The sequence below is a fragment of the Marinobacter sp. ANT_B65 genome, from assembly GCF_002407605.1.
In the GTDB taxonomy this organism is placed as follows: Bacteria; Pseudomonadota; Gammaproteobacteria; order Pseudomonadales; family Oleiphilaceae; genus Marinobacter.
Genome location: NZ_NXGV01000001.1, coordinates 1,078,158 through 1,103,321, shown reverse-complemented (window position 1 = coordinate 1,103,321; position 25,164 = coordinate 1,078,158). Strand labels below are relative to the sequence as shown.

Below are 25,164 nucleotides of genomic sequence, written 5' to 3'. Positions count from 1 at the left end.
ACATAGGGCGCCAGACGCTCTATGTGGGGGCACCCACAACTACCCAACGCCTCGACCTATGCATCATGCACATTTTTTGCCTCGCAATCAGACCTGTTTTTCAAAGAAACCAACGCTTGACACCATGGCACAGCTCTTGCGTTAACAACTATCAGAGGAAGTTGGTGTGTGCCCAGTGCACAGTTTTTCAACGGGAGATTCTTGCATGGATACGGTTATCACTGGCCTGGGGCCTCGCGCATTAACAGCGTCAGGTCTGGAAGCCAGAAATCTCGATTTTTCAGAAATTCCACAGATTGATATTTCAGCCCTGTATGGCTCCGACCCTGAAGCTCGCAGGCGCGTAGGCGAAGCCGTTCGAATAGCTTGTACTCAAGTTGGTTTTTTTTATATCACTGGCCACCAGGTTCCGCCATCTGTTATCGATGAGACCTTCTCGGCCGCCAAACAGTTTTTTGCCCAGCCGCTTAGCAAGAAGATCCCATTAGACATTAACCGTTCATTAAACATGCGCGGCTATACCCCGTTATTACATGAAAACACCAATATCGAAGGCAAAGGTGATCTTCACGAAGGATTTGATATCGCCCTGGATATACCACCGGATGATGAAGATGTGCGCGCAGGTGTTTTTGGCTATGGGCCAAATCAATGGCCGGAAGACCTGCCGGGTTTCCGTGAAGCGCTTCAGGCATACCATCAAGCCATGCTGGAGTTAGGCGGGATGATCTTCCGGGCGTTTGCACTGGCGCTGGAATTGGACGAGGAGTATTTCCAACCTTTCATTACCAGGCCAATGGCGCATATGCGTGTACTTTCTTATCCCTTCCAGGAGGGAAAAGTAGATGAACAACAGATAGGCATCGGTCCTCATTCTGACTATGAATGCTTCACTATTTTACGTACGGACGAAGTACCTGCATTGCAGGTGCTGAATAGTCAGGGCAACTGGATACAGGCACCGCCAATTCCCGGTGCTTTTATCGTTAATGTTGGCGATCTGATGGCACGCTGGACGAACAATTATTTTGCATCAACCCTGCATCGCGTAATCAATGCATCGGGTCGTGAAAGATTCTCTATCCCATTCTTTTTCGGCCCTAACTCACAAAGCCTTATAAAAGTTCTACCAACATGCCAGAACCCGGACTGGCCTTCTCAATACCCGCCGATCATAGCGGGTGACTATATCAGATCCCGTTTTGATCAAACGTACCAGCTTCGTCAACCCACAACACTTTAAATTGCATGAGGTGAACCTATGCACCGCTTATCTGTTTCCGCCGTACCACGCATTGTTGCCACACTGATACTGTTTTCCGTCGCATGCTTCACTCAGGCGGAACCATTTAGTCTGGATGGAGACCCTGTTATTGCATTTATCTATGCTTCTCCCGCTAAAGACGGAGGATGGAATGAAGCTATCGATAATGCCCGTCAAAAAGTTGCAGATGAACTGGATGTAAAAGTGATGGTTGCTGAAAGCATTCCTGAAGAAGCTTCCGCACTAGTCAACGCCGTAGACCTTTTCGTTCGCCGCGGCGCCAACATTATCATTGCCACCACCTACGGATACTCTGAAGGGGTCAAACAAGCGGCTGAAAAGTACCCACATGTCGCTTTCCTGTCAGCAACAGGTATTTATAACTCCGATAACCTGGAGAGCTTCTACGCGCGAACATACGAGGCTTGGTATCTGGCAGGTATGGCCGCCGCATCAGTTAGTGAAACCAATAAACTGGGAATGCTCGGAGGGTTTCCGGTTTCGGTCGTGAATTGGGATATTAATGGATTTGCACTGGGAGTTCAGTCCAGCCATCCGGAAACAACCGTTAATGCTATCTATACCAACTCATGGTGGGATCCGGTCCGGGAAGGGCAATCTGCGCAGTCACTGATTGAAATGGGCGCGGATGTCATTGCAAACAACCTTTCGTCTTCAGCGCCGTTTTCCGCAGCAGAGCGCAATGGGAACTACAGCATTGGGTTTCAGCTGGACATGAGTGACGCAGCCCCGAATGGCCACCTTACATCAGTTGTATTCAACTGGGATCAATATCTGGTACCCACTATCCGGAAAATCATTGAAGGAAGCTGGACGCCAAACCCCTATGGTGCTTTTCCCGGGTTTGCTGAGGGTGTAGTTGACATAACCCCACTGCATGCCGACGTGCCTGCCGATACGCGTGCAGAAATTGAAGCGGTGAAGGCCCTAATGATAAATGAACACTTCTCACCCTTCACCGGCCCACTGCTGAAACAGGATGGCAGCGAAATCCTGGCTGAAGGCGCTGAACTTGATGCTGGACAGATATGGGATATGGATTACCTCGTTAAGGGTGTTACCGGGTCAACACGCTGATGAGCAAAGCCAATTTCAAGACGTTGCATCTACAGGGTTTGTGCAAACGCTTTGGTGAATGCACTGTGCTGGAAAATGCTGGCTTTGAGCTCCACTCTGGTGAAGTGCATGCACTGCTGGGAGAAAACGGCGCGGGTAAATCCACACTAATGAACCTGCTCACTGGCGTGTATGTTCCAGATCATGGCGAAATTGTTCTGGACGGCCAGCCTTGCTCGATTCGCAAGCCAACGGATGCTATGGCACATGGAATTGGCATGGTGCATCAGCACTATCGTTTAGTGGAACGCTTCAGTGTTGCAGAGAACCTGGTGCTCGCCGCCGATCGTGCACCTCAATTGCAGCGTTTGTCTGCAGCAGCAAAAGCCTTGCAGGAGACGGCGGAGCAGTTAGGTTTAGCGCTTGATCCCTATGCACGGGTTGCGGATCTCTCTGTTGCGGAACGTCAGCGTGCAGAAATCTGCAAAGTACTTGCGCTGGGTGCACAAATTCTGATTCTGGATGAGCCTACTGCCGTACTGACCGACACTGAGTCTGAAAGCCTGCTGGCCGCTATCCAGCGGATGGCCAACGCAGGCAAAGGAGTAATTTTAATTACTCATAAGCTCAGGGAAGTGGTTGCTCACAGCGATCGGGTGACTATCTTGCGACAAGGTCGCGCAGTTGCATCCAACCTGGCTACGGAATCTCTCACACAGGCAGATATTGCTCAGCTGATGATGGGCGATGTCGCGGTATCTCAGCGACAACCGTCCAACCTGCAGGCCAATGGCCCTGATTTGTTGGTTGCCACTGGCTTGAACGCATCACGCAATGATGGATCAACCGCTATTTCCAATATCGGTATCAGACTACGCCGTGGAGAGATCGTCGGTGTAGCCGGCGTTGGAGGGCATGGCCAGCCACAACTTTGTGAAGCACTGATGGGGCTTTTGCCAATAGATAGCGGGTCAATACAGCTGGATGGATTTCAGATTTCCCAGTGCTCTGTATCACAACGGCGCTCCCATGGCTTACGTTATATACCCGCTGATCGCGCCACGAATGCTCTGGCTCTGGACCTGCCTGTCAGCGATAACCTGGCTTTGACGAAGGTAGCTTCAGGGAACAAAGGGCGGTTTTGGATTTCACGCAAAGGCCTGCTCCATGATGCTCAAAACACAATTACTGAACACCGGATTGCCGGTGCCAGCCCTCAGGGCCTGACCAGGCTTCTCTCCGGCGGGAATGCGCAAAAACTGGTTCTGGCCAGAGAGCTGGACAACGATTGTGTTGTTGCCATTACACACTCACCAACCCGTGGGCTTGATGTGAAATCTTGTGGGACCGTACATACCGCACTGCGTGAATTAACTTCCCGAGGGGGTGCGGTATTGCTTATCAGTGAGGACCTGGAGGAAATCATGACCTTGTCTGACCGTATTCTGGTGATGAACACCGGTTGCATCACTGGAGAACTACCAGGCACAGCCAGTGCAAGTGAAATCGGTGCTCTGATGATAGGAGGTCACTGAATGGCCTTCCAGTTCGCTCTCCAGCGCAGGGTAAATACATCTTTCCTCAGAAGTTCTCTGACTTTTTCCGGCGGCCTGTTGTTGGGTTTATTGCTTTGCGTAGCATTACTCATTCAAGCGGGTGTGCCCGCTGACATGCTGTTTGATGACCTGGTTTGGCAGGTTTTCTTTCAAGCCGACGGGCTGGCTCAGACCTTGACCTTGTCGATACCACTTATCCTTGCAGGGTTGTCTGCAGCATTGGCGCTCAGAGTGAGGTTCTGGAACATAGGCATCGAAGGGCAGCTCTGGCTGGGTGCAATTGCTGCAATGGCCGTGTCGATCTATGGAGTTGGCAGCGATAGCTACCGCTGGGCACTGATGCTAGTGGCCGCAATGGCGGGGGGCGCATTATGGATTGCAGTCCCTTTGTGGCTGAAAGAGCGTTTTCATGCCAGTGAACTGGTTGTTACTTTGCTGCTGAGCAACGTCGCCTTTCAGCTAATGCTGCATTTGCTGTTTGGCGCCTGGCGAGATCCAGCACAGAGCTTTCCCATATCACCTGCTATCTCCGAACCAGAGCGCTTGCTCAAACTGGGTTTTGGCAATTTACATACAGGACTGTTTGCCTCCATTGGAATGGTGTTTCTGATCATGTGGATTATGGAACGCAGTCGTTTTGGATTCCAGTCTCGCATCCTCGGGTCAAACAGACAGGTTGCCGAGGCCAGCGGCATTGCGGTTGGAACGACACTGGTAGTGATGGTCCTGCTTTCAGGCGCTATGGCTGGATTAGCCGGAGGCCTCTTGGTTGCGGGTACCGAATATCGTCTGACTCAGCATCTGGGTTGGAACATGACTTTTTCTGGAATCGTGATTGCTTTTATCGCCCGGCTCAGACCTTTCTGGGTTCTGCCGGTAGCAGTGGTATTGGCAGGTGTATATAACGCAGGAGCTTCCCTCAAGGTGTTTTATGGCTTAACGGAAGCCACTGTGCTGCTTATGCAAGGCATCGTTTTACTCTCCTTGTTGTGGTGTCAGTTTATTGCTGCATTCAGTATCGACCGGCGTCAGGAGGTAAGTGTATGAGCTTTATTTCGTTTTGGTTCGCCAGCATTCCGGTATCAGCACTACCTCTTCTACTGGCGTGTCTGGGGCTGATTTTATCTGAACGTTCGGGAGTCGTTAACCTGGGCGCCGAGGGGTATATGGCTGTCGGAGCAATGTCCGGGGCTGTGGTAACACTCCTGACCGGATCGCCTTGGCTGGGAATAGGAGCCGGGGTCCTTGCCGGTTGTTGCCTTGGACTGCTCTTCGCATTTTCTGTTGCAGTTCTTAAAGCCGACCAGATACTCAGTGGCTTGGCGGTAATGGCAATTGGTCTCGGACTTTCAGGTTTTATCGGGCGTCATTGGGTGCATCAGCCATTTAATGGCATGAACGCTCCTGACCTTCCTGGATTACAGCAGCTCCCGTTACTGGGAGGGCTACTCTTCAAACAACCGTTGCTTGCATGGGTGTCTATTCTGCTCGTAATTGTGATTGCATGGATACTCCATCGTACCCGTATTGGTCTGCGCTTTACGGCGGTAGGGGAAGATCCTGCCGCTGCAGATAATGCGGGCATTTCTGTCCCTGGCATGCAGATGTCAGCAGGCATGCTCTGTGGAGCCCTGTGTGGGTTGGGCGGAGCGTATCTATCAGTTGCCAGTGCCCATATCTGGGTTGACAACATGGTGGCAGGAAGAGGATGGATAGCCCTGGCTCTGGTCGTTTTCGCTCGTTGGCGACCTGGCCGTGCATTGGTTGGTGCACTGCTGTTTGGCGCCGTAGACATGCTTCTGCCCAGGCTCCAGGCGCAAGGACTTCAGGTACCTGTTTATCTGATGGGAATGCTCCCCTACCTTCTGACCATACTGGTGTTGGTTCTGGCAACGCGCTCACGCTTTCGCGATGAGCCCGCAGCATTAGGCGTAACCTACTTGCGCCAGGACCGCCACTAGGAACTGACTTCATGGCTTTGACCATTGCTGATGTATTTGATTTGCCCAAACTGGATTCCCTGGCGCTCAGGGCCGGGCTTGCAGGCGTTCACTCTGAGGTGCGCTGGCCCTATGTAGCAGAGAATGAATCAATTGCTGAATGGGTGATGGGAGGTGAGCTGGTTTTTGTTACCGGGATAAATCATGTACGTGATGAGCCTAATTTACTCACACTGGTGGAACAAGGGCATCAACGTCATATCGCTGGCCTAGTGATTCTGACAGGGCAGGAATACATCAAGGCTATCCCGGAAAGCGTCATTCAGCGCGCCGATCAGCTAGGTCTACCTCTCATTGAACAACCTTACCAACTGAAAATGGTGGTTGTGACACAGGCGGTTGGTGTCGCTCTTGTAGAAGCGCAAATGCGTGGGCGGTCTCGGTTGCAGGTCCTTGAACAGTTGCTTGAAGGTGACCCTGTAACAATGGATACCTTGTGCCTGAGAGCACAGCGACTGGGAATACCTATAGAGTCCCCACGTCAGATATTAGTGGCTCGCCTGGATGGTAGCGATGCTCTTATTGACCGCTATGGAAGCGCAGCCGCTGAACGACAGTTACAGGCCAGCCAGGCCCAGGTAACGAGAGCACTGGCTGCCTGGCAAGCAAGGCTGGATCCGGTATTACCAGTGTTACAACAAGGTGACCAATGGATTGTCCTGTTGCCGGAAATCCATGCAAACCCGGAGTTACGCAGAGAATACCTGGCTCAGTGGCTGGCAAAACACAATCAGACACTGGCCCCGCTACGTTTATGTCTTGGGCTGGGAAGCCCTGGCAAGAATGTTTCTGACTGGTCTCTTGGGTTGTATCAGGCACGTCAGGCATTGGTGGCCGCACAAGCCTTTCCTGACCGGCTAGGGTTGTGCAGCTTTGATGAAATGGGGGTATTAGCACTACTGGCAGGTATTCGTGATCGAAGTATTCTGGATCGCTTCGTGATGGAAAATCTGGGGGCTGTCCTGAAAGCTGACAAAGGACCTGAACCGGTATTGATTCCAACGCTGGAAGCCTGGTTTCAGGTTAACGGGAACCTGGTATTAGCTGCCGCACGGTTAGGAGTGCACCGAAACACCATGACATCTCGTCTCCAACGGATAGAGGCTTTACTGGGCTCCGGTCTTGATGACCCCAATCACCGCCTGAGCCTGGCAATGGCGCTGCAAATCTGGCGCATTTCACCAACACGACGAATTCGCTCAACAGCCTGAATACGTAACCAGCTACCTGAGCCTGTCATCATCTGCGCCAGCCGCAGGTGCCGGGTCCCGAAGCCATGTTTGATAACCTCAAACATGGCCTGCTTCTTTGTTATCTGCCTGGCTTGTGCGAATCAGCGTGGGGCGACCTGTATCCAGCGCTTTGACCAGCTGAATGCTCCTTTCCTGAACCGCTTCTGCGGCCTGCTCACGCACAGGACCATAGCCCCGCACTTCGCTGGCCAGCTCCGCCAACTGAAGGAAGGTATCGTAGTTGCTGACATTCAGCTCCCTGACGATTCGCTCAACCAGCTGCTCATAGTTTTTCAGCAGAGCCCGGTCCATCTTCCTGTCGGCGGAGTAGCTGAAAGGATCAATGGGGGTTCCACGCAACATGCGGAACTTTGCCAGCAGCCTGAACGCCCGGAACATCCAGGGGCCAAACTGACGCTTGCGCGGACGGCCCTGGGCATCCAGGCCCCGATTCATGATGGGTGGTGCCAGATGAAAATGGACCTTGAAGTCCCCCTCAAAGGTGTTGTTTACCTCCTTCATGAAGTCGGTTTCTGCGAACAGCCGGGCCACTTCATATTCATCCTTGAACGCCATAAACCGGTATAACTGCCGGGCCACGGCAAGCGTCAGTAATTGACTGGTCTCACCCAGTGCTTCCTCAGCCTCGCGTACCTGGGATACCAGTGAAGTATAGCGATCCGCCCAGCGACGGTTCTGATAGTTCACCAGGTGCTTGTGACGAACAGCGATCAATTCGTCCAGGCCTGGCTCCTCCTGTTTCACGTCTTCTACTCCGCCCTCTCCTGCGCTCAGCAGACCAGTGACAACCTCTACATCTACAGCAGCAACACGACCCCAGCCAAAGGCTTCCTTGTTACGTTCAATTGCTACGCCATTCAGCTCAATGGCTTTCATCAGAGCTGCGTGTGACAGTGGCAACAACCCTCGCTGCCAGGCAAAGCCCAGCATCATCACGTTGGAAAACACAGTGTCGCCCAGCAGTTTCTCGGCGATGCCATTGGCATCCAGCCGCGCGAAATTGTCATCACCAACCGCGTTACGGATCAGGCCCAGGCGCTTGTCTGCCTGCATATCCGCATCCCGGAACAGCACATAGTCTGCGGTGGGTAGTTCGGCTTCGTTGGCCACTACACGGGTGTGCCGGGGACGCAGAACGCCCAGCGCTTTCTGGGAGGAAGCGACCACCAGATCACAGGCAATCACAGCATCGGCCTGACCGTTACTGATGCGGACCTGATGCAGCCTGGCCGGAGACGACGCCATGCGAACATAACTGAGCACTGTACCGCCCTTCTGGGCGAAACCGGTGAAATCCAGGACAGATGTCCCTTTGGACTCAAGGTGCGCGGCCATGGTAATGAGCTGCCCCACAGTGACTACGCCTGTGCCGCCAACGCCACCCACCAGCACATCGTATGAGCCAGTGAGGTTTGGCAGAACTGGCTCAGGGATATCCGCAAGTTTGCCCGTCAGCACAGAACCGGTATCCATACCACGGGACTTTCGCAACCTACCACCCTCGATGGTCACAAAACTCGGGCAAAAACCGTTAACACATGAAAAATCCTTGTTGCAGGAAGACTGGTCAATCCTGCGTTTGCGACCCAGTTCCGTCTGGCGCGGTACCACAGAAAGACAGTTCGACTGAACTGAACAGTCACCACAACCTTCACATACGTGATGATTGATAAACGCTCGTCTGGCGGGGTCCGGGTACAAATTACGCTTGCGCCTGCGGCGCTTCTCGGCGGCACATGTCTGGTCGTAAATCAGCACCGTGCAACCGGGAATATCGCGGAGCTCTCTTTGTACCTTGTCCAGCTCAGTGCGGTCGTGGAAACTTACGTCATCCGGGAACATTTCCTTGTGTCCGTCATATTTTTCCGGCTCATCACTGAGCACCACAACCCGGCGCACGCCCTCGGCTGCGACCTGCTGCGCAATCATCGGCACGGTAATCTGTCCATCCACGGGCTGGCCGCCGGTCATGGCGACTGCATCATTGAACAGGATCTTGTAAGTAATGTTGATACCCGCCGCAACCGCCTGACGAATGGCCATGGAGCCAGAGTGGAACCAGGTGCCCTCACCCAGGTTCTGGAACACATGAGGGTTGCCGGTGTAACGGCTCTTGCCAATCCAGTTGACTCCTTCACCACCCATCTGGATCAGGGATTCCGTGTTACGGCCCATCCAGGACGCCATAAAGTGGCAACCGATACCCGCGAGAGCCTTGCTGCCCTCCGGCACTTTGGTGGAAGTATTATGGGGACAACCCGAACAGAAATATGGCAGACGTCTGACGCCACCAGGGTCCTGCGCATCACTCATGTTGTTGATAGCCGCCAGACGCCCGCTGAAATCCTCGCCGAAGAAACGACCAAGGCGAGCTGCCAGAAAGCCTGCAACCAGCTTCGGGCTAAGCTCACCAACGTAGGGAATCAGGGGCCGGCCCAGCTCATCCTGTTTACCGGTAATCAGAACCTCGCCGGGGTGATCCGGTTCGGACATGGCCTCCTTGATCTGGCTCTCGATAATGCCCCGCTTTTCTTCTATAACCAGCACTTCTTCCTTGTTGTGCACAAAACCCAGAATGCCCCGACGCTCAATCGGCCACACCAGGCCTACTTTGTAGATATCCAGCCCCATCTCACTGGCCCGAGCTTCATCAATTCCCAACAGGTCAAGCGCTTCGAGAAGGTCCAGATGGCCCTTACCGGTAGTGACAATACCGAACCGCGCCTTGGCATTATTGAACAGGCAGCGATCAATAGGGTTTGCGCGGGCAAATGCCTGTACAGCCGCCAGCTTGTGCTCAATACGGGTTTCCAGCTGAGGGCCAGGCAAGTCTGGCCAGCGATAATGAAGGCCGGTTTCCGGTGGCGTGAAATCATCCGGTGTTACAAACTCCGGCAAAGGCGGAAGCTCAACTGACGCAGCACTTTCTACGGTTTCCGACACTGCCTTGAAGCCCACCCAGCAGCCGCTGTAACGAGACAAGGCAATACCCCAAAGCCCGAACTCCAGATACTCCGCAATATTTGCCGGATTGATCGTGGGCATGAAGAAACTCATGAATGCCACATCAGACTGATGCGGCATGGAGGACGACACACAGCCGTGGTCGTCACCTGCAACCACCAGCACGCCGCCGTGGGGAGAGCTGCCGTAGGTGGTGCCGTGCTTCAGCGCATCTCCAGCCCTGTCAACACCCGGCCCCTTGCCATACCAGATCCCGAATACGCCATCTACCTGACGATCATCATCGGTCTCCACCTGCTGGGTTCCCAGCATGATAGTCGCTGCAAGATCCTCATTAATTGCGGGCACGAAATCAATACGACTTTCATCAAGAAGCTCTTTGGCCTGCCATAGGGCCTGATCATAGGCACCCAGAGGTGACCCCCGGTAGCCACTCACCATGCCGGCGGTATTAAACCCCTGCTTCCGGTCAAGTGCGGCCTGCATCAAAGGTATGCGAACCAGCGCCTGGGTTCCGGTAAGGAATACCCGCCCTGAGTCACGCAGGTAGCGATCTTCAAGTTTGTAGTTATCAAGTTGAGAGCTATCAGATTGAGAAATGCCGGTGGACATGGCGCCCTCCCTTGTCTTGTCAGTTTTATAACCAGAATTCTAGAGGGAAGAGCGCAAAAGGTGCTTGCGTATTGGGCCTCGGCTGACCCAATATTCGAAAGATCCTTTTATATTTATAACTATTTTCGAAGACTATTTTATAAAAAACAGGTGTTACCAAATGAAACAGGTAGAACTGGACAAACTTGATCAGCGTATTCTTGCGGTTTTGCAAAAGGATGGAAGGATCAGTAATCAGCAACTGGCAGAAAGGATCGGATTATCGCCTGCGGCCTGTTGGCGTCGTGTAAGAACCCTTGAGGATGCCGGCGTAATAACGGGTTATAGCGCGCAACTCGCCCCTGAGCGCGTCGGCCAGGGCCTGTGTGTATTGGTAAACCTGTCTCTGTTACGGCACAGCATAGACAGCACCGCGGAAATCGAACAGCAGGTGAGTAGCTACCCGGAGGTGCTTCAGTGTTTCGCGGTAACCGGCAATGCAGATTTTGTATTGCGGGTGATCGTGCCAGACATGAAAAGCTATGACCGTTTCCTGAACGAAAAAATATTCACGCTACAGGGCATCGCACAGGTTAACTCCAACTTCGCGCTAAGAGAGATCAAAAATACTCAGGCCATCCCTTTAGGGGCAGCCGAATGATCATCCGGTCACCCCGGGGTGCCGGATTCGGAAACCCGGTGCCGGCCCTGCAGCCGGAACAGCACAACGGCAATCAGTGCTACAAGCATACCTGAAAGGCCGAACGACAGGCCAAAACCACTCAGACCAAGAACCCCACCAAACAGCAACGGGGCCAGAAAGTGAACTGCGCGATTAGCCATCAGGCGCATACCCAGAGCGCCGGACCTTTGCTCCCGACCTACACTCTCCGCCAGAACCACCATCGACAGGGGTTGAGTGAGACCACCCCCCAGCCCCACAAGAATTGATAACAATGCAATCGCCGGCGCATTACCCGCGAATCCCAGACAGCCCAGGCCCACAGACACGCTGCAAAGAGCCAGCATTGTTGACCGTTCACGCCCACCCACCGCACCAATAATTCGGGGAATGAACGGGCGTATCACCATGGAAACACCAGACCTCAGGCTCACCAGTACCCCGATCATCACCGCGCTCATTTCCAGGCTATCGAGATATACGGGCAGATAGCTGCCGTATACGCCCATAGCAAACATGCCCGCAACGGTAATCGCAACAGACACCTGGACACCCGTATTCCGACGCATCAGCGAAGCCTGGGCACGGAAACCGGTCTGTTTGCCGGAAACACGCATACCCAGGGTCGCATCTCCGGTCAACGCCAGGCCTGATAGCCCGCCAAGCAAAGCAATACCGGCCATAACGAGAAACAGATTACCAACACCCCCAGCCCAATGAATCCAGCCCCCGGCTAACAGGGGCCCAATTACCTGGCCACCAGACAGCCAGGTTGAATACCAGCCAAAATAGCCTTCCAGCCTGGAGCCGGTTGCCAGGGAGGAAATAATCGTCTGCGCCGATAACACCATCTGAAGATGCGCAAGCCCGATTAATAGCTGCCCGCAGATAAGGCCGTAATAGCCGGGCAAAACCTGCATCAGCATCAGGCCAGCGGTCATTACAAGAGCGCCAGCCACAAGTGTTTTCCGGCCTCCATGGCGCGTAACCACCCCACCAAGAGGAATGGCCAACAGAAAAGGGAGCAGATACTGCGAACTGAGAACAACCCCCAGCACAAGGGGCGTTGCCCCGAGCTCAAGACCACGCACAGGAACAGCTACAAGCAACATCGAGTAAACGACGAAGCAGAATGTGAGCGATACACACACAGCCACGAAGTTCTGGCCGGCTTCATCAGCCGGCCGCCTCAAGAGGTTTTTCAGTGTTGGTGTTTTAATAGGTCACCGGGTTGCAGCTTATTACTTCCAGATCAACATTTCAGGGCGTCGCTGTTCCGCGTCTTGGTTGTAACAACCGATCCGGAACCGCAACACCGGAAAGATAACCACCGATGGCATCAAGTATCAGCGCCGCCGCCAGGTTTCCGGCAGTGCAGTTACAGGTTACCTGCAGATCAAGCGTCGAGTTGGTAAAAACAGGTGCCGTCAGGAAACATGGACCGGCCTGATGCCCGTAGTCGCCGCGGGGCTCGCGGTGGCTGTCATCACCCGAAACATGCTCACACTCCAGTTGTGAGTGCTGGATGAACGCAACCGCATGCCAGCAGGTCAGTATGTGGAGATTGCCCTGCACCGTCCAGCCGGCAAGCCTTCGGAGCCTGTGAAACAGCTGGCCGATTTAATTCGGAGCCACCTGTCGACAGACGATTAAGCCGGGCTGGACAAGCCAATCAGGAAAACGGCGACGGTGCTTCCTTGAACTCAGCATAAAGCTCAGGATAATCCTCACGAAGCCTCGACAGATTGGACTGCGCACTATCCGGCAGCATTTCCAATAACTCCTGCTGTTCTGCATCGGTCAGGTATAAACGAAGGAACGGAAACAATTTCTCCCGTTCTGCCTTCAGGTACGCTTGGTGAGCATCCAGATAGGCTTTGAAATCGTCAATAAACCGTTCCATAGGCACCACAGCATCCATCAGGATCATATCGAGCGTCTCGGAAAGCAGTTTCAAACGCGTATGCAAGGCCCGATAGTCTTCAGTCATTCGACGGCTCAACGCCTCACCATCGGGTTTCCCGGACAGCAGATTTTCACTATACAGACGCTCCAGAGGCTTCAAAAAGCCATCCATATAATCAAGAATATAATCCACAATCTCGCGTATCTGACGAAAGTCCGGGCGCTCGCCCTCCTCCAGCGTCGTATGCCGGAGCGAGAGCACGTGCAGCAACCGAGCCATATTGCCGTGATCGCGGCGCAGTTTGTTAAGCGTAGCCATGTGAAAACCTCCTGAGCTAATGGGCCGTGTCTTGCCTATCCTTAGGCCCCATATTGAATCGTTCGGTATTGTAATACCAGAGTCTACCGATACACTGCCGTTTCCCACCAGACATCCAGGCGTTTAAGCTTATCTGCCCGTGGCGCTTGCGACGCAGTTCAGAAGCTGGCTCCACCGCCACCAGATTCCACCCGCGCTCCGCCAGTGCCAGAGCATCACTCCCATTGCCCGCGCCCACATCCAGTGCAAGTCCACCAGTTTTGTCCAACCAGGGGAGCCAATCGCTGTGAACCTGTTCGAACGTCAGGGATTGGTATTGGTTGAAGAACTTTTTGGCGTTTTTGTTGTAGGGCGCGACTGTCATGGCGTCTTCCGATGAATTCTCATTTGTATTAGGGGCTATTGCTCATTGCATGGAGAGCATTGAGTTCGCGAATGCGGAATATCAATTTCCGGGGAATCACTCCGGAGCCAGTCAACAATTTGCGCCACAACTGCCTGGCGGCGTTCCTCACCAGCTGTCTTTACCTCACATTCCCAAAGAATACAAACACGCCACCCCAGTTTCTTCAAGGCGGTCAACTTCCTTTCATCTCTACGGATGTTTCCGATAATTTTATTCTGCCAGAACTCCGGTCGGGTTTTCGGCCATTTGAATAATCGGCAATCATGGCCATGCCAGAAGCAACCATTGATCAGCACGACAGCCCGATACCGTGGCAACACAATATCAGGCGACCCGGGCAGATCCTTGCGGTGCAGCCTGAACCTGATCCCGCATGCATGGAGTCCTCGCCTGATCATCAGCTCCGGCTTTGTATTCTTGCCTCGGATTCCGGACATCATTCTTGATCGGGTTTCTGGGCCAACAACATCTACCATTTGCTAAATACCCCCTGGAAAAAAATGAGTTACCTGGTATCCTAGCTTCCATCCTGATATTGGCGAACCACTGATGACTGACACTATCAAAGTAATAGACCTTTTTGCTGGTCCTGGTGGCCTTGGCGAGGGGTTTTCTCGGTTCAAAAACGAAAGGAACTCTCATCCATTCAAGATTGTGGCTTCAATCGAAAAAGAAGCAAGCGCCCACAAGACACTCACGCTTAGAGCCTTTTTCAGACAGTTTCGGGGTCTCACGACACCTCCGGAGTATTATGATTATCTGAAAACCGGCGATAAAATTAGTGCTGAAGCTTTTTTTTCTGAGAAGTTCTCAGAGCAATGGCAAGCTGCGAAACAAGAGACCCTTGAGGGGCCCCAAGCTCTGGGTAGCGAGGACCACGACCAGATCTTTGCCGCAATCGAGCAAGCTCTAGATGGTCACGAAGGGCACAAGGTTGTTATAGGCGGACCACCCTGCCAAGCATACTCTCTGGTGGGCCGTGCCCGGAACAAAGGAATCAAAGACTATACGGCCGAAAAAGATGATCGGCATTTCCTTTATCAGGAGTATTTAAAAGTACTTGATCTAGTGCAGCCTGATATTTTTGTCATGGAGAACGTAAAAGGGATCCTGACCGCCAAGGTGAATGGTGAATCGATCTTCGAAAAAATTCGCGAAGACCTGACCTGTCCTGCACGAACCCTGAACAGCGGCCGAAACGAAGTCGAGTATGAACTTCTTCCGTTCGCACACCCTCTCGAAGATCGCAACCTTTACGGACACTATCGTAACAAGGACTTCGTCATACGAGCTGAAGAGTTTGGTATACCCCAAGCTCGACATCGCGTGATCCTGCTGGGTGTACGAAAAGATTTATTGCCCAAAGACCTTGAAGGGGAGCTGCTAGCAGGCTGGAGGACTGACGTTCAAGTCACCCCAGGGAAAATTCTGGCTGATCTGCCTAAACTCCGTAGTGGCTTATCGAGACGCAACCCCAATGATTTCGCAGCATGGAAAGAAAACCTGAGCGACGGATTTCTTAAGGTCCACCCTGCACTGGCGTTTTCTGAAAGTGCACAAGATAAAGCCAAAGCCGCCTATGAGTCAGCCACATCAGACCCCGGGCAAGGAGGTAGATTCGTCCTTAATAAAGGAAGGCAGAAAAACAGCCTGCCAACCGAACTCGCCAAATGGTACAAAGACGACAAACTGATCGGCTTTGTAAACCATCAAGCCAGAAACCACATGGCTGAAGACCTCCACCGATACTTATTCGCAAGCTGCTACGCTGCGGTAAAAGATGGAGTGTCACCACGCTCGGTGAATTACCCTGAAAGTTTAGCTCCAGCACACAAGAACTGGAAGAGCGGCAACTTCACAGACCGCTTCAAAGTACAGGCTGAAAATCGCGTCGCAAGTACCGTTACCAGCCATATTTCGAAGGATGGTCATTACTTCATTCATTACGACCCAACACAGTGCAGAAGTTTGACTGTGCGTGAAGCAGCAAGAATTCAGACGTTTCCCGACAATTATTTTTTTGAGGGAAATCGCACGGAACAATACGTGCAGGTGGGCAATGCGGTACCGCCACTACTCGCTATCCGGATCGCAGCAGTCGTATTCGGTTTGCTTAAATCGTGAAAGACCATCCTGTAAGCCTGACCACATGATCTATGTGTTCAGGCCAGAGAAAGCCCAAAAGCTTCTGCAGCATCGTCAAAAAGATTATTAATCAATTCCTCAAGCTCCCCCGAAGGCATAGATGGCAGGTGCTGAATTTCATTCTGTAGTCGGGTTTGGAGGGTGACCCTCCTCATAAGGTCCTCCATTTTCGAAGCACCATACTTTCGAGACGCAAATAGCCAGCCTTCAGCAAGAGCAATCGAGAGTGCCTTATTCCCAGCAATACTCGGCCTTTCAGTAATCTGAACGAGCGCGTCTTCACTCAATTCTCGCAACAACTCCCAACGCTGCGGGTGTTCCTTGCCCCTATCGAGTATCCTGCTTCGCAACCAAAGTCGCTGAAAAGCATTTCTGATTCCGCCATGAAATCGATCCCGGGCCCCAAGAGAAAACCTCCAGATCACAACATCTGGAAGTAATGCCGTTGCAATACACGCCCAGACATCGTCACGCAGGAACTCGCCTGTATCCATATAAGCGATCTCGCTAAGCCAAATTGCAACTTCTGTATCGAAATCGGCTGCACGCGCACGATCAGCCAGCTTTGGATATCCAGTGCTTTTAGCTATTTCAAGAATTGCAGCCCGGATTTCTACCAGACGGGGATACGAAACCTTGGATCCACCTGTCGGTGCATAGTAAACGCCATCAGGCAAACTGGAAGCCAGCGTGAAAGCTGAGCCCTTTGCAGTTGGATTAATCTTATCCAACAACTGGTCAACAGCAGACCTCCTCAGTCTAGGAAATAAGTCAATGCTCATAATTCATCCTGCTGCTCTGCAATAGCCCAGATACACGCCCGAAACCTTCCAGGTTGAGACTCTGCCTTCTGCTTTAACGTGTGGATAGGTGCGCCAGGCCAGGCCAGCCTGATCCAACTTCCAGCTTGAGCACCGAGAGATCCTGCAGGAGCGTTAGCGATAATTTCCTGCGCGTCCTCCTCAATAACCAACTTTTCAAGAATTTGGCCTACGATATCAACACTGATCGATTGCAAGAGGAAGGCGTCACCAGACTGAAGCCGTTCAACAAATTCAGGAAACTCCTTGTTCAAATACAATCTAACAGCACCATGAAAATCCCGATTCCAGTCTCCGGGATTCCAGCTCACGTACCAAGGAGCCCTCGATTCAGGAAGATTCCCAAACAAACTACTGAAGCTTGCTATTTCTATAGGGAATCTCGGCTCATCTCCGTCCAACCTCGTCATGAAACGCTCGGACCAGAGTTTGCTATTCGTAAGTTTTGGTGACAAATTCCCAGAAGCAGCCGGTGGAGCAGTAAGAACCAAGGTTGTTGTCAGGAAAATAAAAGAAGAAAGCTTGGCACTATCCGGCGCAAGTTTGACCTGAATGCTGCCAGATGATGCAGAAATCGGAAACCGCTCACAGATTAATACCGTTCGGGGAAAACGGCCCGCCCCAGTTCCGACCTCAACCAGCAATGCCAGTTCAAGATCCCGAGGGGGAATGCCTAAAGATGCTGCCGCACCTTCGAAGCTGACATTTACGTTTCTGGTTAATTCGATCTGTGTAGCATAATCCCAATCCGCAATAAACTCTGCCGCAGGTATCGACTCACCGCCGTTAACGCATATAGACCACGGTTCAGCATTGATCTCACTGTCGGGAAGAGTCAGAAAGGGAAAGGCAACCGTTCGAGTCACTCGTCACCCCTGCAAGCTATCTCAAGGTTTACCGTAACTGCCGCCTGCTTGGGCATGGCAACCAGCACCTCTACAAACCCGGCTTCACCATTAATATCCACCCCGAACGCGTCAACTTTCACAACACCTGATACACCTTCAAAGCGGAACTCAAGAATCTTCGGTTTCTCTGTAATGTTCTTACCGGCAGCTATGCTGCTTCCATCGATTGCAAACATCGCATCGCCTTTGAGTCGGACGCCAGACTTATTTACATCCTGAACCACCTCTGAGAGGAAAACAGCCACCGGGCCAAGGTGAGAGCCATACCCATCGAGCAATTTACCGAAAACAGGTCGTGTTGCTCTTGCCCTTCTGGGTGCGGTTTTCGATTTACCAGAAACGGCTTGTCTACGGCCGGCGCCATCCCCAGCCCCTTTATCAAGAATTGCGCCTATGTCCCCAGCAACCTTGGCAAGCGATGGCCCTGATTCACCCTGAGGGTTCGGTGCCATACTTTCAGCTGCTACCTCCCTCGCCGCTTTTTTTATTTCTCTCAGCGCCACATTGACGAAAGTTTTTGCATGCCCTTTTGGCAGGTTTTCAGGAATCCAGTCGTCATGGGCCGGAGGCTCTGCATCGGCAAATGCCTGCTCAACCTCATTATCATCATTAACAACAAAGACTCCTGCCCACTCGAGGCGCTCATCGGGCAAGGAATCTCCCTGAAAATACCTGACAACAAGCTCCACAGGCCTCATTACCGCTATATGACTTGCACTTTCAGGAAATAAACTTTCAGCCTCCACCAACCGCGTTCTTTTCGCTTTCAATCCCTTCTGAATTGCCAACATACCAAGATCTTGGACAGGCCGCTGAGACGAAATCATGGCAACGTCAGCATTTTCTCCGGAGCGGATCTTGTCCATCGCCATGCAAAAAAGATCTAGAGGGGGAAACCGTTCAGGAGCTGGTATCTCGAGAAATACACCGTGTACCTCTACGTTACAGGTCAGCTTTCGAGATGTTGGCGTGCTACCCATCATCCTAGGCCAGAAGTTCCATAACAATGTCTCGACAATTTTCGCACCTACCAACTCTGGTGGGTCATCAGCGCCCTCATCATTACGAACGTCCAAGCCGAGAACCATAATTGACGTGCCTGTTCTATTCTTGGTTCTCTCACAAAATCCCAAAGATAACGCAAGGTTGCCAGCATCTTCATTAGTCAAAGGCTCCGCAAAGTCCCCATCCGGGGACAACTCTCCCCACCAATGGCGGCCGGTATATCTTTGCAAGTAACTATCTCGCTCTACGTCAAACGATCGACCCACGTGGCAGCCCATAAAGCGACGATACTTTTCCTCATCTCCATGAACATATGAGTCTACCAGGATGGTATTGCAGGAACTCATTGCATATAGGGATACCTTCCCAAACCCATAGGTACCACCACCGTGATCTGTATCCCGACTACTTCCGATATTCCTAAGAAAATCAATAAAATCTGTTCGCGTAGTCCCGACAGGGATCTGATCTGAACGAGTAGGCCCTCCAAGGCCAGTCGTTCCAAAATCGCAAATTTCCAGTACAAGAGGGCTATCTGTATCGAGAAACCCAGCAATTCGCTCGCGAGAACTACCTTCTTCCGGAAGATCACCAAAAACGTCCGAGGCCATCGTATCCATCTGCCCACGTGAAAGCCGCCTGAGCCTGATCAAAACCTCTGGAGGCTTACCGAGTTTCGCCGCATCCAGAACATTCTGAACTGACTCACGGATCACTGTTTGAAGAGGGTCCAGAGTTGGAGAACCGAGCAACTTTCTGAAATTCTCACCGATGTTTCCGGACTTTCCGTACTGCTCCGAATGCAGCTTCATTCTTGCGTTAGACATCTAATCAACTCGTCTTGGATAGCACCTTTATGAGTTTCGGGAAGAATACACGCATTCGCTTGGCTCAAATCAATTTCATATTTGATGCCCTGAACTCCCGCAGGAAGCCGATTGTCACAAAAATTTTCCAAAGTGAGCCTCGGAAAATCATCATCAATACGGAAGAGAACCTCGTTTTCAAGTGAGAAACTCAAGCTATTCCATTCTGGCGCTTCGGGATCATGACATTCCAGTTCCTTGAAAAACTCCAACAACTTATCTGGACGAGAGCATCTTTGTGCAGCCCGGCTGAAGAGATTCGCCACGTTCAAAATCCCTCCCGGCGTCGTTTCCAAAGTCAACCGGATGAGATACAACTTGCCACCAACCGGCTCACAAAACTGTTCGAGAGACTGCACGGATACGATACTGTTGGAAGGAGATCGAGTACTCTTGACCTCTAATGCAATATTCCCAGCTCTGAAGTCGTGTCGACCGCCTTGAGGCCCCATCCATGCTTGCCAAGCATCAGGAGAGCGATCAAGCAATTCATTGAGCACAAGCAACTCGCCGACGAGGCCAATAACCTTCTCTGCTCTTACGTCCTTTCTTTGAGATTGCAAGAGAAGTGCGCGAAAGTCGTGAAGCGTACTGCGAACTGACTCTGGAACACTCGCTCCACCCTCTATCCGGAGTACAATTTCGTCAACAACTTCAGCAAAAGCGCTCTCCAATTCTCTGATTCTACATGTAATATCGAGAAGCCTAGAGCTCACTCCCTCGATATCGGACATCGTCTCCTTAATTTGAAGTGCCGCACTTACCGGAAACCTCCCAGCTTTCTCTACCCGCCCCAACGGCAGAAGCAATCGCGCTTCCCCTGAGCATCCTAGAGCGAATCGAATTGCACCACTCGGCAGTTCAACGTGGGATTTCCGAGTGGGGAGTTCGTCTCCTACAGGGCCACATTCACCCTGCCTGAGCAACGACCACTGATAACTCGCGAACTTCTCGATCTCAGACATTTGCGGCCTCCGTCTGAGCCCGCTCTTCTTCGTCAATCTCGTCTATCTCATCACCAGAAACATACTCCACATCAACGCTGAAATAGTTACCTGATGACTCTTTGCTGCCTGGGAAAACGACTCCGTACCCGAGGATGTCGCTCACTGCCTCGAGTTTGGATCGGTTTTTGCTGCCCTCCGTCTGGGGCTTGGAGTTTTTATCAATGATATAAAGTAGTAAGAGTGGCTTATTGCCTACCAAACTTTCTCTAGCAAGTTTTAAATCCGACCATTTCATGTTCTTTTCAAACTTGAGATTACTATCAACAACCAAGTCAGAGCGTGACATCAACGCTTTGATATCAGCGGTTTCCGAGCCACTGGCAGCATTGAGTTTGGCACGGTTCACAGTAGGTACCTGCCCTATAACACCCAACATATCGTCCGACGCTCTGGTCCGTTTTGAACCTATAATCGCGACGTTCCATTTCTGTAGTACCTCTCCCGCACCCGAAATGAAATCATTTAATGCTTTTGACGATAGGTCTTTGTGGTCGTGATGAGACTCGTATGTAGAGAAGAATCGATTAATTGCCGTTCTTGGCACATCTGCCCATAGCGGCGCCTCGGAATCAACTTTTCGTAACCCAAGATTCTCCGCTTGACTAACAAGGTCAGCCCCTGCCTGCCAATTCCTGGCAAGCAAGGCTGCATCACGATGATGGAAGCGGAAGGTTTGTCTATGAGTGCCCCAATAGCTGATCGCACACCGATTGGCTGCTTTCATTTTCGAAGCTGTCGTAATTGCCATGCCCGGGATAGCACGGACGCGCACCGCCATTTCCTTCGGGGTTATATCCCGAATCCGGTATTCTTCAATCTCTTCACGAACCTCAGCCTCGATCCCAGCCAATGCGCGAAACCTAAGAGCTAAGTCTTCCGTAGTCCAGATCCGTGGCAAGTCTTCATATCGAGGTCGATAGCCAAACCATCGCCCCATTTGGAGGAGGGTGTCGTATTGACTGGCAGATCGGAGAAAGTAACTAACCATGAGGCCTTCTATTGTAAGGCCTCTCGCAAGCACGGAACCGCCGACCACGATATATGTTTTAGCGTTGCCGGTGTAATCTATTCGGTCATCACTGGCACCATTTTCAATAGGCACTTCGATTCGATCCAATACGGCGGGAATCTCTTGAATAAGATCTGAGAACTCAATAGGAGCCTCACTGGCAACGTCGGCTCCTACCCGCCCATTCTCTTTCTTCCAGACCGTCTCAAGGCGCTTAGAAGTATTACTGCCTGCGACGCGCAACTCCGCATCTTTAACATTGAGCCACCCTCGGATAAGTGAGGCCAGCTTGTCATGCATTGTTACGTATGCTGAGGTGTGGACCAGCATAGACATGTGCTTATCCATATCCCCCCGAACACGGCGAGCTGCACAGCAACAAAGAAAATACATAATAGCTTGTTCAAGTGACGGAGCCATTGCTGGCTGAAAAACCTCTCGCTCTTTCGCCTTTGCTGGCTGGAGCAGAGGTATTTCATCTTCATCAATATGACGAATCATATCCAGCCCATCGTCGCTATCATCACGGTCTGACTCCACAGGAGGTTGCCCGAAAAGTTTATTGGCACCGAAATACCGCTCTGGAGTTGGCAAACAGGTTATAAACTCACTCGGATAAAGGTCGTCCAGCGTCACGCCGTCTGGCTTATAGGGGTTGATAAAAACATTCGCAAATGGCGTTGCCGTATAGCCAACATAGGTCACCGAAGGGAAAAGTTTTAACAACCCCCTGATTCGCTCGTTGATAGCTGTCATGTCCGTTTCACCGGATGCAGAGTTCACACTGGCCTGATCACACTCATCATCTATTATAAGAACTTTCAAGCGGTTTAGTGCAAAAGGGGGAGTCTCTTTAATAGCGCGAAAAAGCTTTTCCAGGGGAGACACGTTCTTTTTTACAACGGCGAGCTGAACACCATCAGAATGCGATAACAGGCCTCCGCTGGGTGGCTTCTGGAAGTCACCATTTTCGTCTACCGCGGTGCGCACATGCCAATACCCCCGGCGCCGCTCAACGAGATCACTCATTATCCGCAGCTGGGTTTGTTGGCGGAGTTTATTGGTCAGGCCTGCCAGAACGATAATCGTGTTGTAGCCAGCATCTATTGCTTTCGCCATGACCGCTGTCATGTTTGCGGTTTTGCCGGACTGAACGTGACCTACAACCAAGCCCTTGCATGTAAACTTTTCTTCCTTAGGATTATTTAGCAGAGACATAACCTCTGTTGAGGTTGTGTCTATACTCTCAACATCACTCGTGTGCCAGTTTTTTGCATTCAGTAGATATTTTTTCAGGGCGGGCCAATGCAGGTCACTTGGTTTTGATCCGCAATACCAGGGGTCTCGCTTCCGGATGACGGAATTAACTTTGATCACCTCCACATCTTCCAAACGCTTGGCCATGATCTTGAAGGCTTGATTATAAATTTCCGGCGGCAACAATCCGGGCATCAAAGCCTCTTGTCGATCCTTCACAGTTTTAAGTGCAGACTCTAGATCCTTGGAAGTTGGCAGAGCGTCATCCAACATCGCCACTACAGCATCAACTTGTGTACTCGTCATCCGTCAACCCTTGAACAACTTATTATCGTGGAGTTCGTAAGCAATGGCGTCAGGTTGCCTAATAATACTCAAGATTTAACGTATGATCAGACTGACCTTTAAGCAGCCCAGCTGCACTTGGTCATAAACCTTTACCTTGCCGAAATGTTTGCCAATCCGGCAGCAATTTCAGAAGCCATTACAGAATTAGTCCGCAGACATTTTTCCTACTACAGTTTTTACAACAACTTGATTGGACCAAACTCTACGATGAGGGTCCCGTACCCACTGTCACTATTACCCATTTATTTTCTGATAATCTTTTGAGAAACATTAGCCTTCTAATTACAGGATTCCAAGGATTTCCGGAGAGTTCTATCAAAGTCGTACAAAACTTTTCAATAGTTTACGTATGTCCATCGTTATCGAAGCACTACTCGCTTTGCTAGAATGTAGCTGTGTACGTCACCACCCATGCAAACTGCCGCATTCGAACCAGGCTAAAATCCTCGTGGCCTCGCTTACCAGTGGCGCAGGTGAGAACTCGGCCATTCATGCTTTTTCGGTTGTCCCGTGGGGATCACCGTTCAGATCTCACATCTGATACGCCCCGCTTCATCGACGTTGATATTGTCAATCGTAAGGGCCTCCTGCTTGATAAAACCAAAATGCACTTGCACAGTAGATTTAAAATTAAAGCTTCGAAGTTCGATGCCCTCCAAAAAAAGGAACACCCTGCCGATGCCCTACCCAATCGAAGACAAGCTCGTAATCGCGGTTGCATCCAGCGCTTTGTTTGATCTTTCCGGGTCGGACCAGGTATTCCGGGAACAGGGTGAGAAAGCCTATCGGAAGTATCAGGAAGCTCATCTGCACGAACCCCTGCATAAAGGTGTCGCTTTCCCGTTCGTAAAACGCTTCCTGAGTGTGAACCAGAAGTTCCCCGAGCAATGCCCGGTGGAAGTGGTCCTGCTATCACGAAACTCGGTAATTACCGGCAAGCGGGTTTTCCACTCTATTCACCACCACGGCCTGGACATTACCCGAGCCGCTTTTCTGGAAGGCAAATCACCCTACGCCTACATTCCCGCATTCAATGCATCCTTATTCCTTTCGGCCAATGCATCTGATGTATCCCAGGCTATCGATTACGGCCACCCGGCAGGTACGGTCCTGCCTAGCAAGGTAGTGGATGACGAAGATGATCCGGAGCTGCGTATTGCATTCGACTTCGATGGAGTAATTGCGGATGACGCCTCTGAGCGAGTGTACAAAACCGGCTCGCTGGAGGAGTTTCAGGAGCATGAGACTTCCCGTGCGCAAATTCCCCACAGCCCCGGACCACTTGCAGATTTGTTCCGCAAGCTTTCACACCTGCAAAAACTGGAAGACGAGGCCGTAACACAAAACCCCGATTATCGACGGGTATTACGCATCGCCATTGTAACCGCCCGCAATGCCCCCTCCCATGAGCGTGTAATCACAACGCTGGAGCATTGGGGCGTCGATGCCAATGAGGTTTTCTTCCTGGGTGGGATGAAGAAAGATCGCATTCTGAACGTGCTCAAACCCCACATGTTTTTTGATGACCAGAGGTCGCACCTGGAATCCGAAGCCGGAGATATTCCCATGGTGCATATTCCGTTCGGGGTGGCGAATTCGTGATTCCACCAGCTCGGTGCACTATAAGGGCAGCATTATCTGGTACGGATACAATAAAAAAAGGTGGAGACCAGCTCCACCCAAGAGGTTTACGACCCAACCAACAATACAAAAGTTACATAGCGCCAAGACCACATTTAAGGCAAATCGCTCTGTAGCTCATAACCTACTGACATAGGAAC

Annotated in this window: 20 protein-coding genes; 9 read left to right on the top strand and 11 right to left on the bottom strand. The window is 51.6% G+C overall.

Annotation, left to right across the window (positions count from 1 at the left end; genetic code table 11):
* The first annotated feature begins 205 nt into the window (after nucleotides 1–205).
* The 6 genes from CPA50_RS05175 to CPA50_RS05150 are packed head-to-tail and all read left to right on the top strand — an operon-like array spanning nucleotide 206 to nucleotide 7,108.
* A complete protein-coding gene (locus CPA50_RS05175) occupies nucleotides 206–1,243 on the top strand; it encodes an isopenicillin N synthase family dioxygenase (protein WP_096781379.1) in 1,038 nt (345 codons plus the stop codon).
* 18 nt (nucleotides 1,244–1,261) lie between these two features.
* On the top strand, nucleotides 1,262–2,362 hold the full coding sequence (locus tag CPA50_RS05170) for a BMP family ABC transporter substrate-binding protein (protein WP_096781378.1): 1,101 nt from the start codon (nucleotides 1,262–1,264) through the stop codon (nucleotides 2,360–2,362).
* The gene (locus CPA50_RS05165) at nucleotides 2,362–3,876 is read left to right on the top strand and encodes an ABC transporter ATP-binding protein (RefSeq protein ID WP_096781377.1); all 1,515 of its coding nucleotides are present in this window, start codon (nucleotides 2,362–2,364) and stop codon (nucleotides 3,874–3,876) included. The genes CPA50_RS05170 and CPA50_RS05165 overlap by 1 nt, the downstream gene beginning before the upstream one ends.
* Nucleotides 3,877–4,944 (top strand): ABC transporter permease, encoded by a 1,068-nt coding sequence (locus CPA50_RS05160; RefSeq protein WP_096781376.1) that lies wholly within the window; start codon nucleotides 3,877–3,879, stop codon nucleotides 4,942–4,944.
* Entirely contained in the window at nucleotides 4,941–5,858 is a 918-nt protein-coding gene (locus tag CPA50_RS05155; RefSeq protein WP_096781375.1) for an ABC transporter permease, read from the top strand. The genes CPA50_RS05160 and CPA50_RS05155 overlap by 4 nt, the downstream gene beginning before the upstream one ends.
* Before the next feature lie 11 nt (nucleotides 5,859–5,869).
* Nucleotides 5,870–7,108: a PucR family transcriptional regulator gene (locus CPA50_RS05150; protein ID WP_096781374.1), complete on the top strand. Its 1,239-nt coding sequence runs from the start codon at nucleotides 5,870–5,872 to the stop codon at nucleotides 7,106–7,108.
* A 78-nt stretch (nucleotides 7,109–7,186) separates the two neighbouring features.
* On the opposite strand, the gene CPA50_RS05145 is transcribed toward CPA50_RS05150, so the two are convergent.
* Nucleotides 7,187–10,726 carry an indolepyruvate ferredoxin oxidoreductase family protein gene (locus CPA50_RS05145; RefSeq protein ID WP_096781373.1) on the bottom strand — a complete coding sequence of 1,180 codons (3,540 nt, stop codon included), beginning with the start codon at nucleotides 10,724–10,726 and terminating at the stop codon, nucleotides 7,187–7,189.
* Nucleotides 10,727–10,886: 160 nt separating this feature from the next.
* Here CPA50_RS05145 and CPA50_RS05140 point away from each other — a divergent pair, with 160 nt between their 5' ends.
* The gene (locus tag CPA50_RS05140) at nucleotides 10,887–11,366 is read left to right on the top strand and encodes an Lrp/AsnC family transcriptional regulator (protein ID WP_096781372.1); all 480 of its coding nucleotides are present in this window, start codon (nucleotides 10,887–10,889) and stop codon (nucleotides 11,364–11,366) included.
* 8 nt (nucleotides 11,367–11,374) lie between these two features.
* On the opposite strand, the gene CPA50_RS05135 is transcribed toward CPA50_RS05140, so the two are convergent.
* From CPA50_RS05135 to CPA50_RS05115, 5 genes are all read right to left on the bottom strand, one after another.
* A complete protein-coding gene (locus CPA50_RS05135) occupies nucleotides 11,375–12,580 on the bottom strand; it encodes an MFS transporter (RefSeq protein WP_227519493.1) in 1,206 nt (401 codons plus the stop codon).
* 67 nt (nucleotides 12,581–12,647) lie between these two features.
* On the bottom strand, nucleotides 12,648–12,962 hold the full coding sequence (locus tag CPA50_RS05130) for a hypothetical protein (RefSeq protein ID WP_096781371.1): 315 nt from the start codon (nucleotides 12,960–12,962) through the stop codon (nucleotides 12,648–12,650).
* A gap of 97 nt (nucleotides 12,963–13,059) precedes the next feature.
* A complete protein-coding gene (locus tag CPA50_RS05125) occupies nucleotides 13,060–13,611 on the bottom strand; it encodes a hemerythrin domain-containing protein (RefSeq protein ID WP_096781370.1) in 552 nt (183 codons plus the stop codon).
* Between the two features lie 16 nt (nucleotides 13,612–13,627).
* Complete coding sequence (locus CPA50_RS19610) at nucleotides 13,628–13,975, bottom strand: class I SAM-dependent methyltransferase (RefSeq protein WP_227519492.1); 348 nt, start codon at nucleotides 13,973–13,975, stop codon at nucleotides 13,628–13,630.
* Between the two features lie 35 nt (nucleotides 13,976–14,010).
* Nucleotides 14,011–14,493 (bottom strand): very short patch repair endonuclease, encoded by a 483-nt coding sequence (locus CPA50_RS05115; RefSeq protein ID WP_096781369.1) that lies wholly within the window; start codon nucleotides 14,491–14,493, stop codon nucleotides 14,011–14,013.
* A 73-nt stretch (nucleotides 14,494–14,566) separates the two neighbouring features.
* On the opposite strand from CPA50_RS05115, the gene CPA50_RS05110 reads away from it, so the two are divergent.
* On the top strand, nucleotides 14,567–16,141 hold the full coding sequence (locus CPA50_RS05110) for a DNA cytosine methyltransferase (protein WP_096781368.1): 1,575 nt from the start codon (nucleotides 14,567–14,569) through the stop codon (nucleotides 16,139–16,141).
* A gap of 38 nt (nucleotides 16,142–16,179) precedes the next feature.
* On the opposite strand, the gene CPA50_RS05105 is transcribed toward CPA50_RS05110, so the two are convergent.
* From CPA50_RS05105 to CPA50_RS05085, 5 genes are read right to left on the bottom strand one after another with little or no spacing between them, the layout of a single operon-like run.
* Complete coding sequence (locus CPA50_RS05105) at nucleotides 16,180–16,944, bottom strand: hypothetical protein (protein WP_096781367.1); 765 nt, start codon at nucleotides 16,942–16,944, stop codon at nucleotides 16,180–16,182.
* The gene (locus CPA50_RS05100; RefSeq protein ID WP_096781366.1) at nucleotides 16,941–17,849 is read right to left on the bottom strand and encodes a hypothetical protein; all 909 of its coding nucleotides are present in this window, start codon (nucleotides 17,847–17,849) and stop codon (nucleotides 16,941–16,943) included. The genes CPA50_RS05105 and CPA50_RS05100 overlap by 4 nt, the downstream gene beginning before the upstream one ends.
* Nucleotides 17,846–19,723 carry a hypothetical protein gene (locus CPA50_RS05095; RefSeq protein ID WP_096781365.1) on the bottom strand — a complete coding sequence of 626 codons (1,878 nt, stop codon included), beginning with the start codon at nucleotides 19,721–19,723 and terminating at the stop codon, nucleotides 17,846–17,848. Before CPA50_RS05095 ends, CPA50_RS05100 begins: the two co-directional genes overlap by 4 nt.
* Nucleotides 19,705–20,727 carry a PD-(D/E)XK motif protein gene (locus tag CPA50_RS05090; protein WP_096781364.1) on the bottom strand — a complete coding sequence of 341 codons (1,023 nt, stop codon included), beginning with the start codon at nucleotides 20,725–20,727 and terminating at the stop codon, nucleotides 19,705–19,707. Before CPA50_RS05090 ends, CPA50_RS05095 begins: the two co-directional genes overlap by 19 nt.
* Entirely contained in the window at nucleotides 20,720–23,341 is a 2,622-nt protein-coding gene (locus CPA50_RS05085) for a Z1 domain-containing protein (protein ID WP_096781363.1), read from the bottom strand. Before CPA50_RS05085 ends, CPA50_RS05090 begins: the two co-directional genes overlap by 8 nt.
* Before the next feature lie 720 nt (nucleotides 23,342–24,061).
* On the opposite strand from CPA50_RS05085, the gene CPA50_RS05080 reads away from it, so the two are divergent.
* On the top strand, nucleotides 24,062–24,985 hold the full coding sequence (locus CPA50_RS05080) for a 5'-nucleotidase (protein WP_096781362.1): 924 nt from the start codon (nucleotides 24,062–24,064) through the stop codon (nucleotides 24,983–24,985).
* The last annotated feature ends 179 nt before the right edge of the window (nucleotides 24,986–25,164 follow it).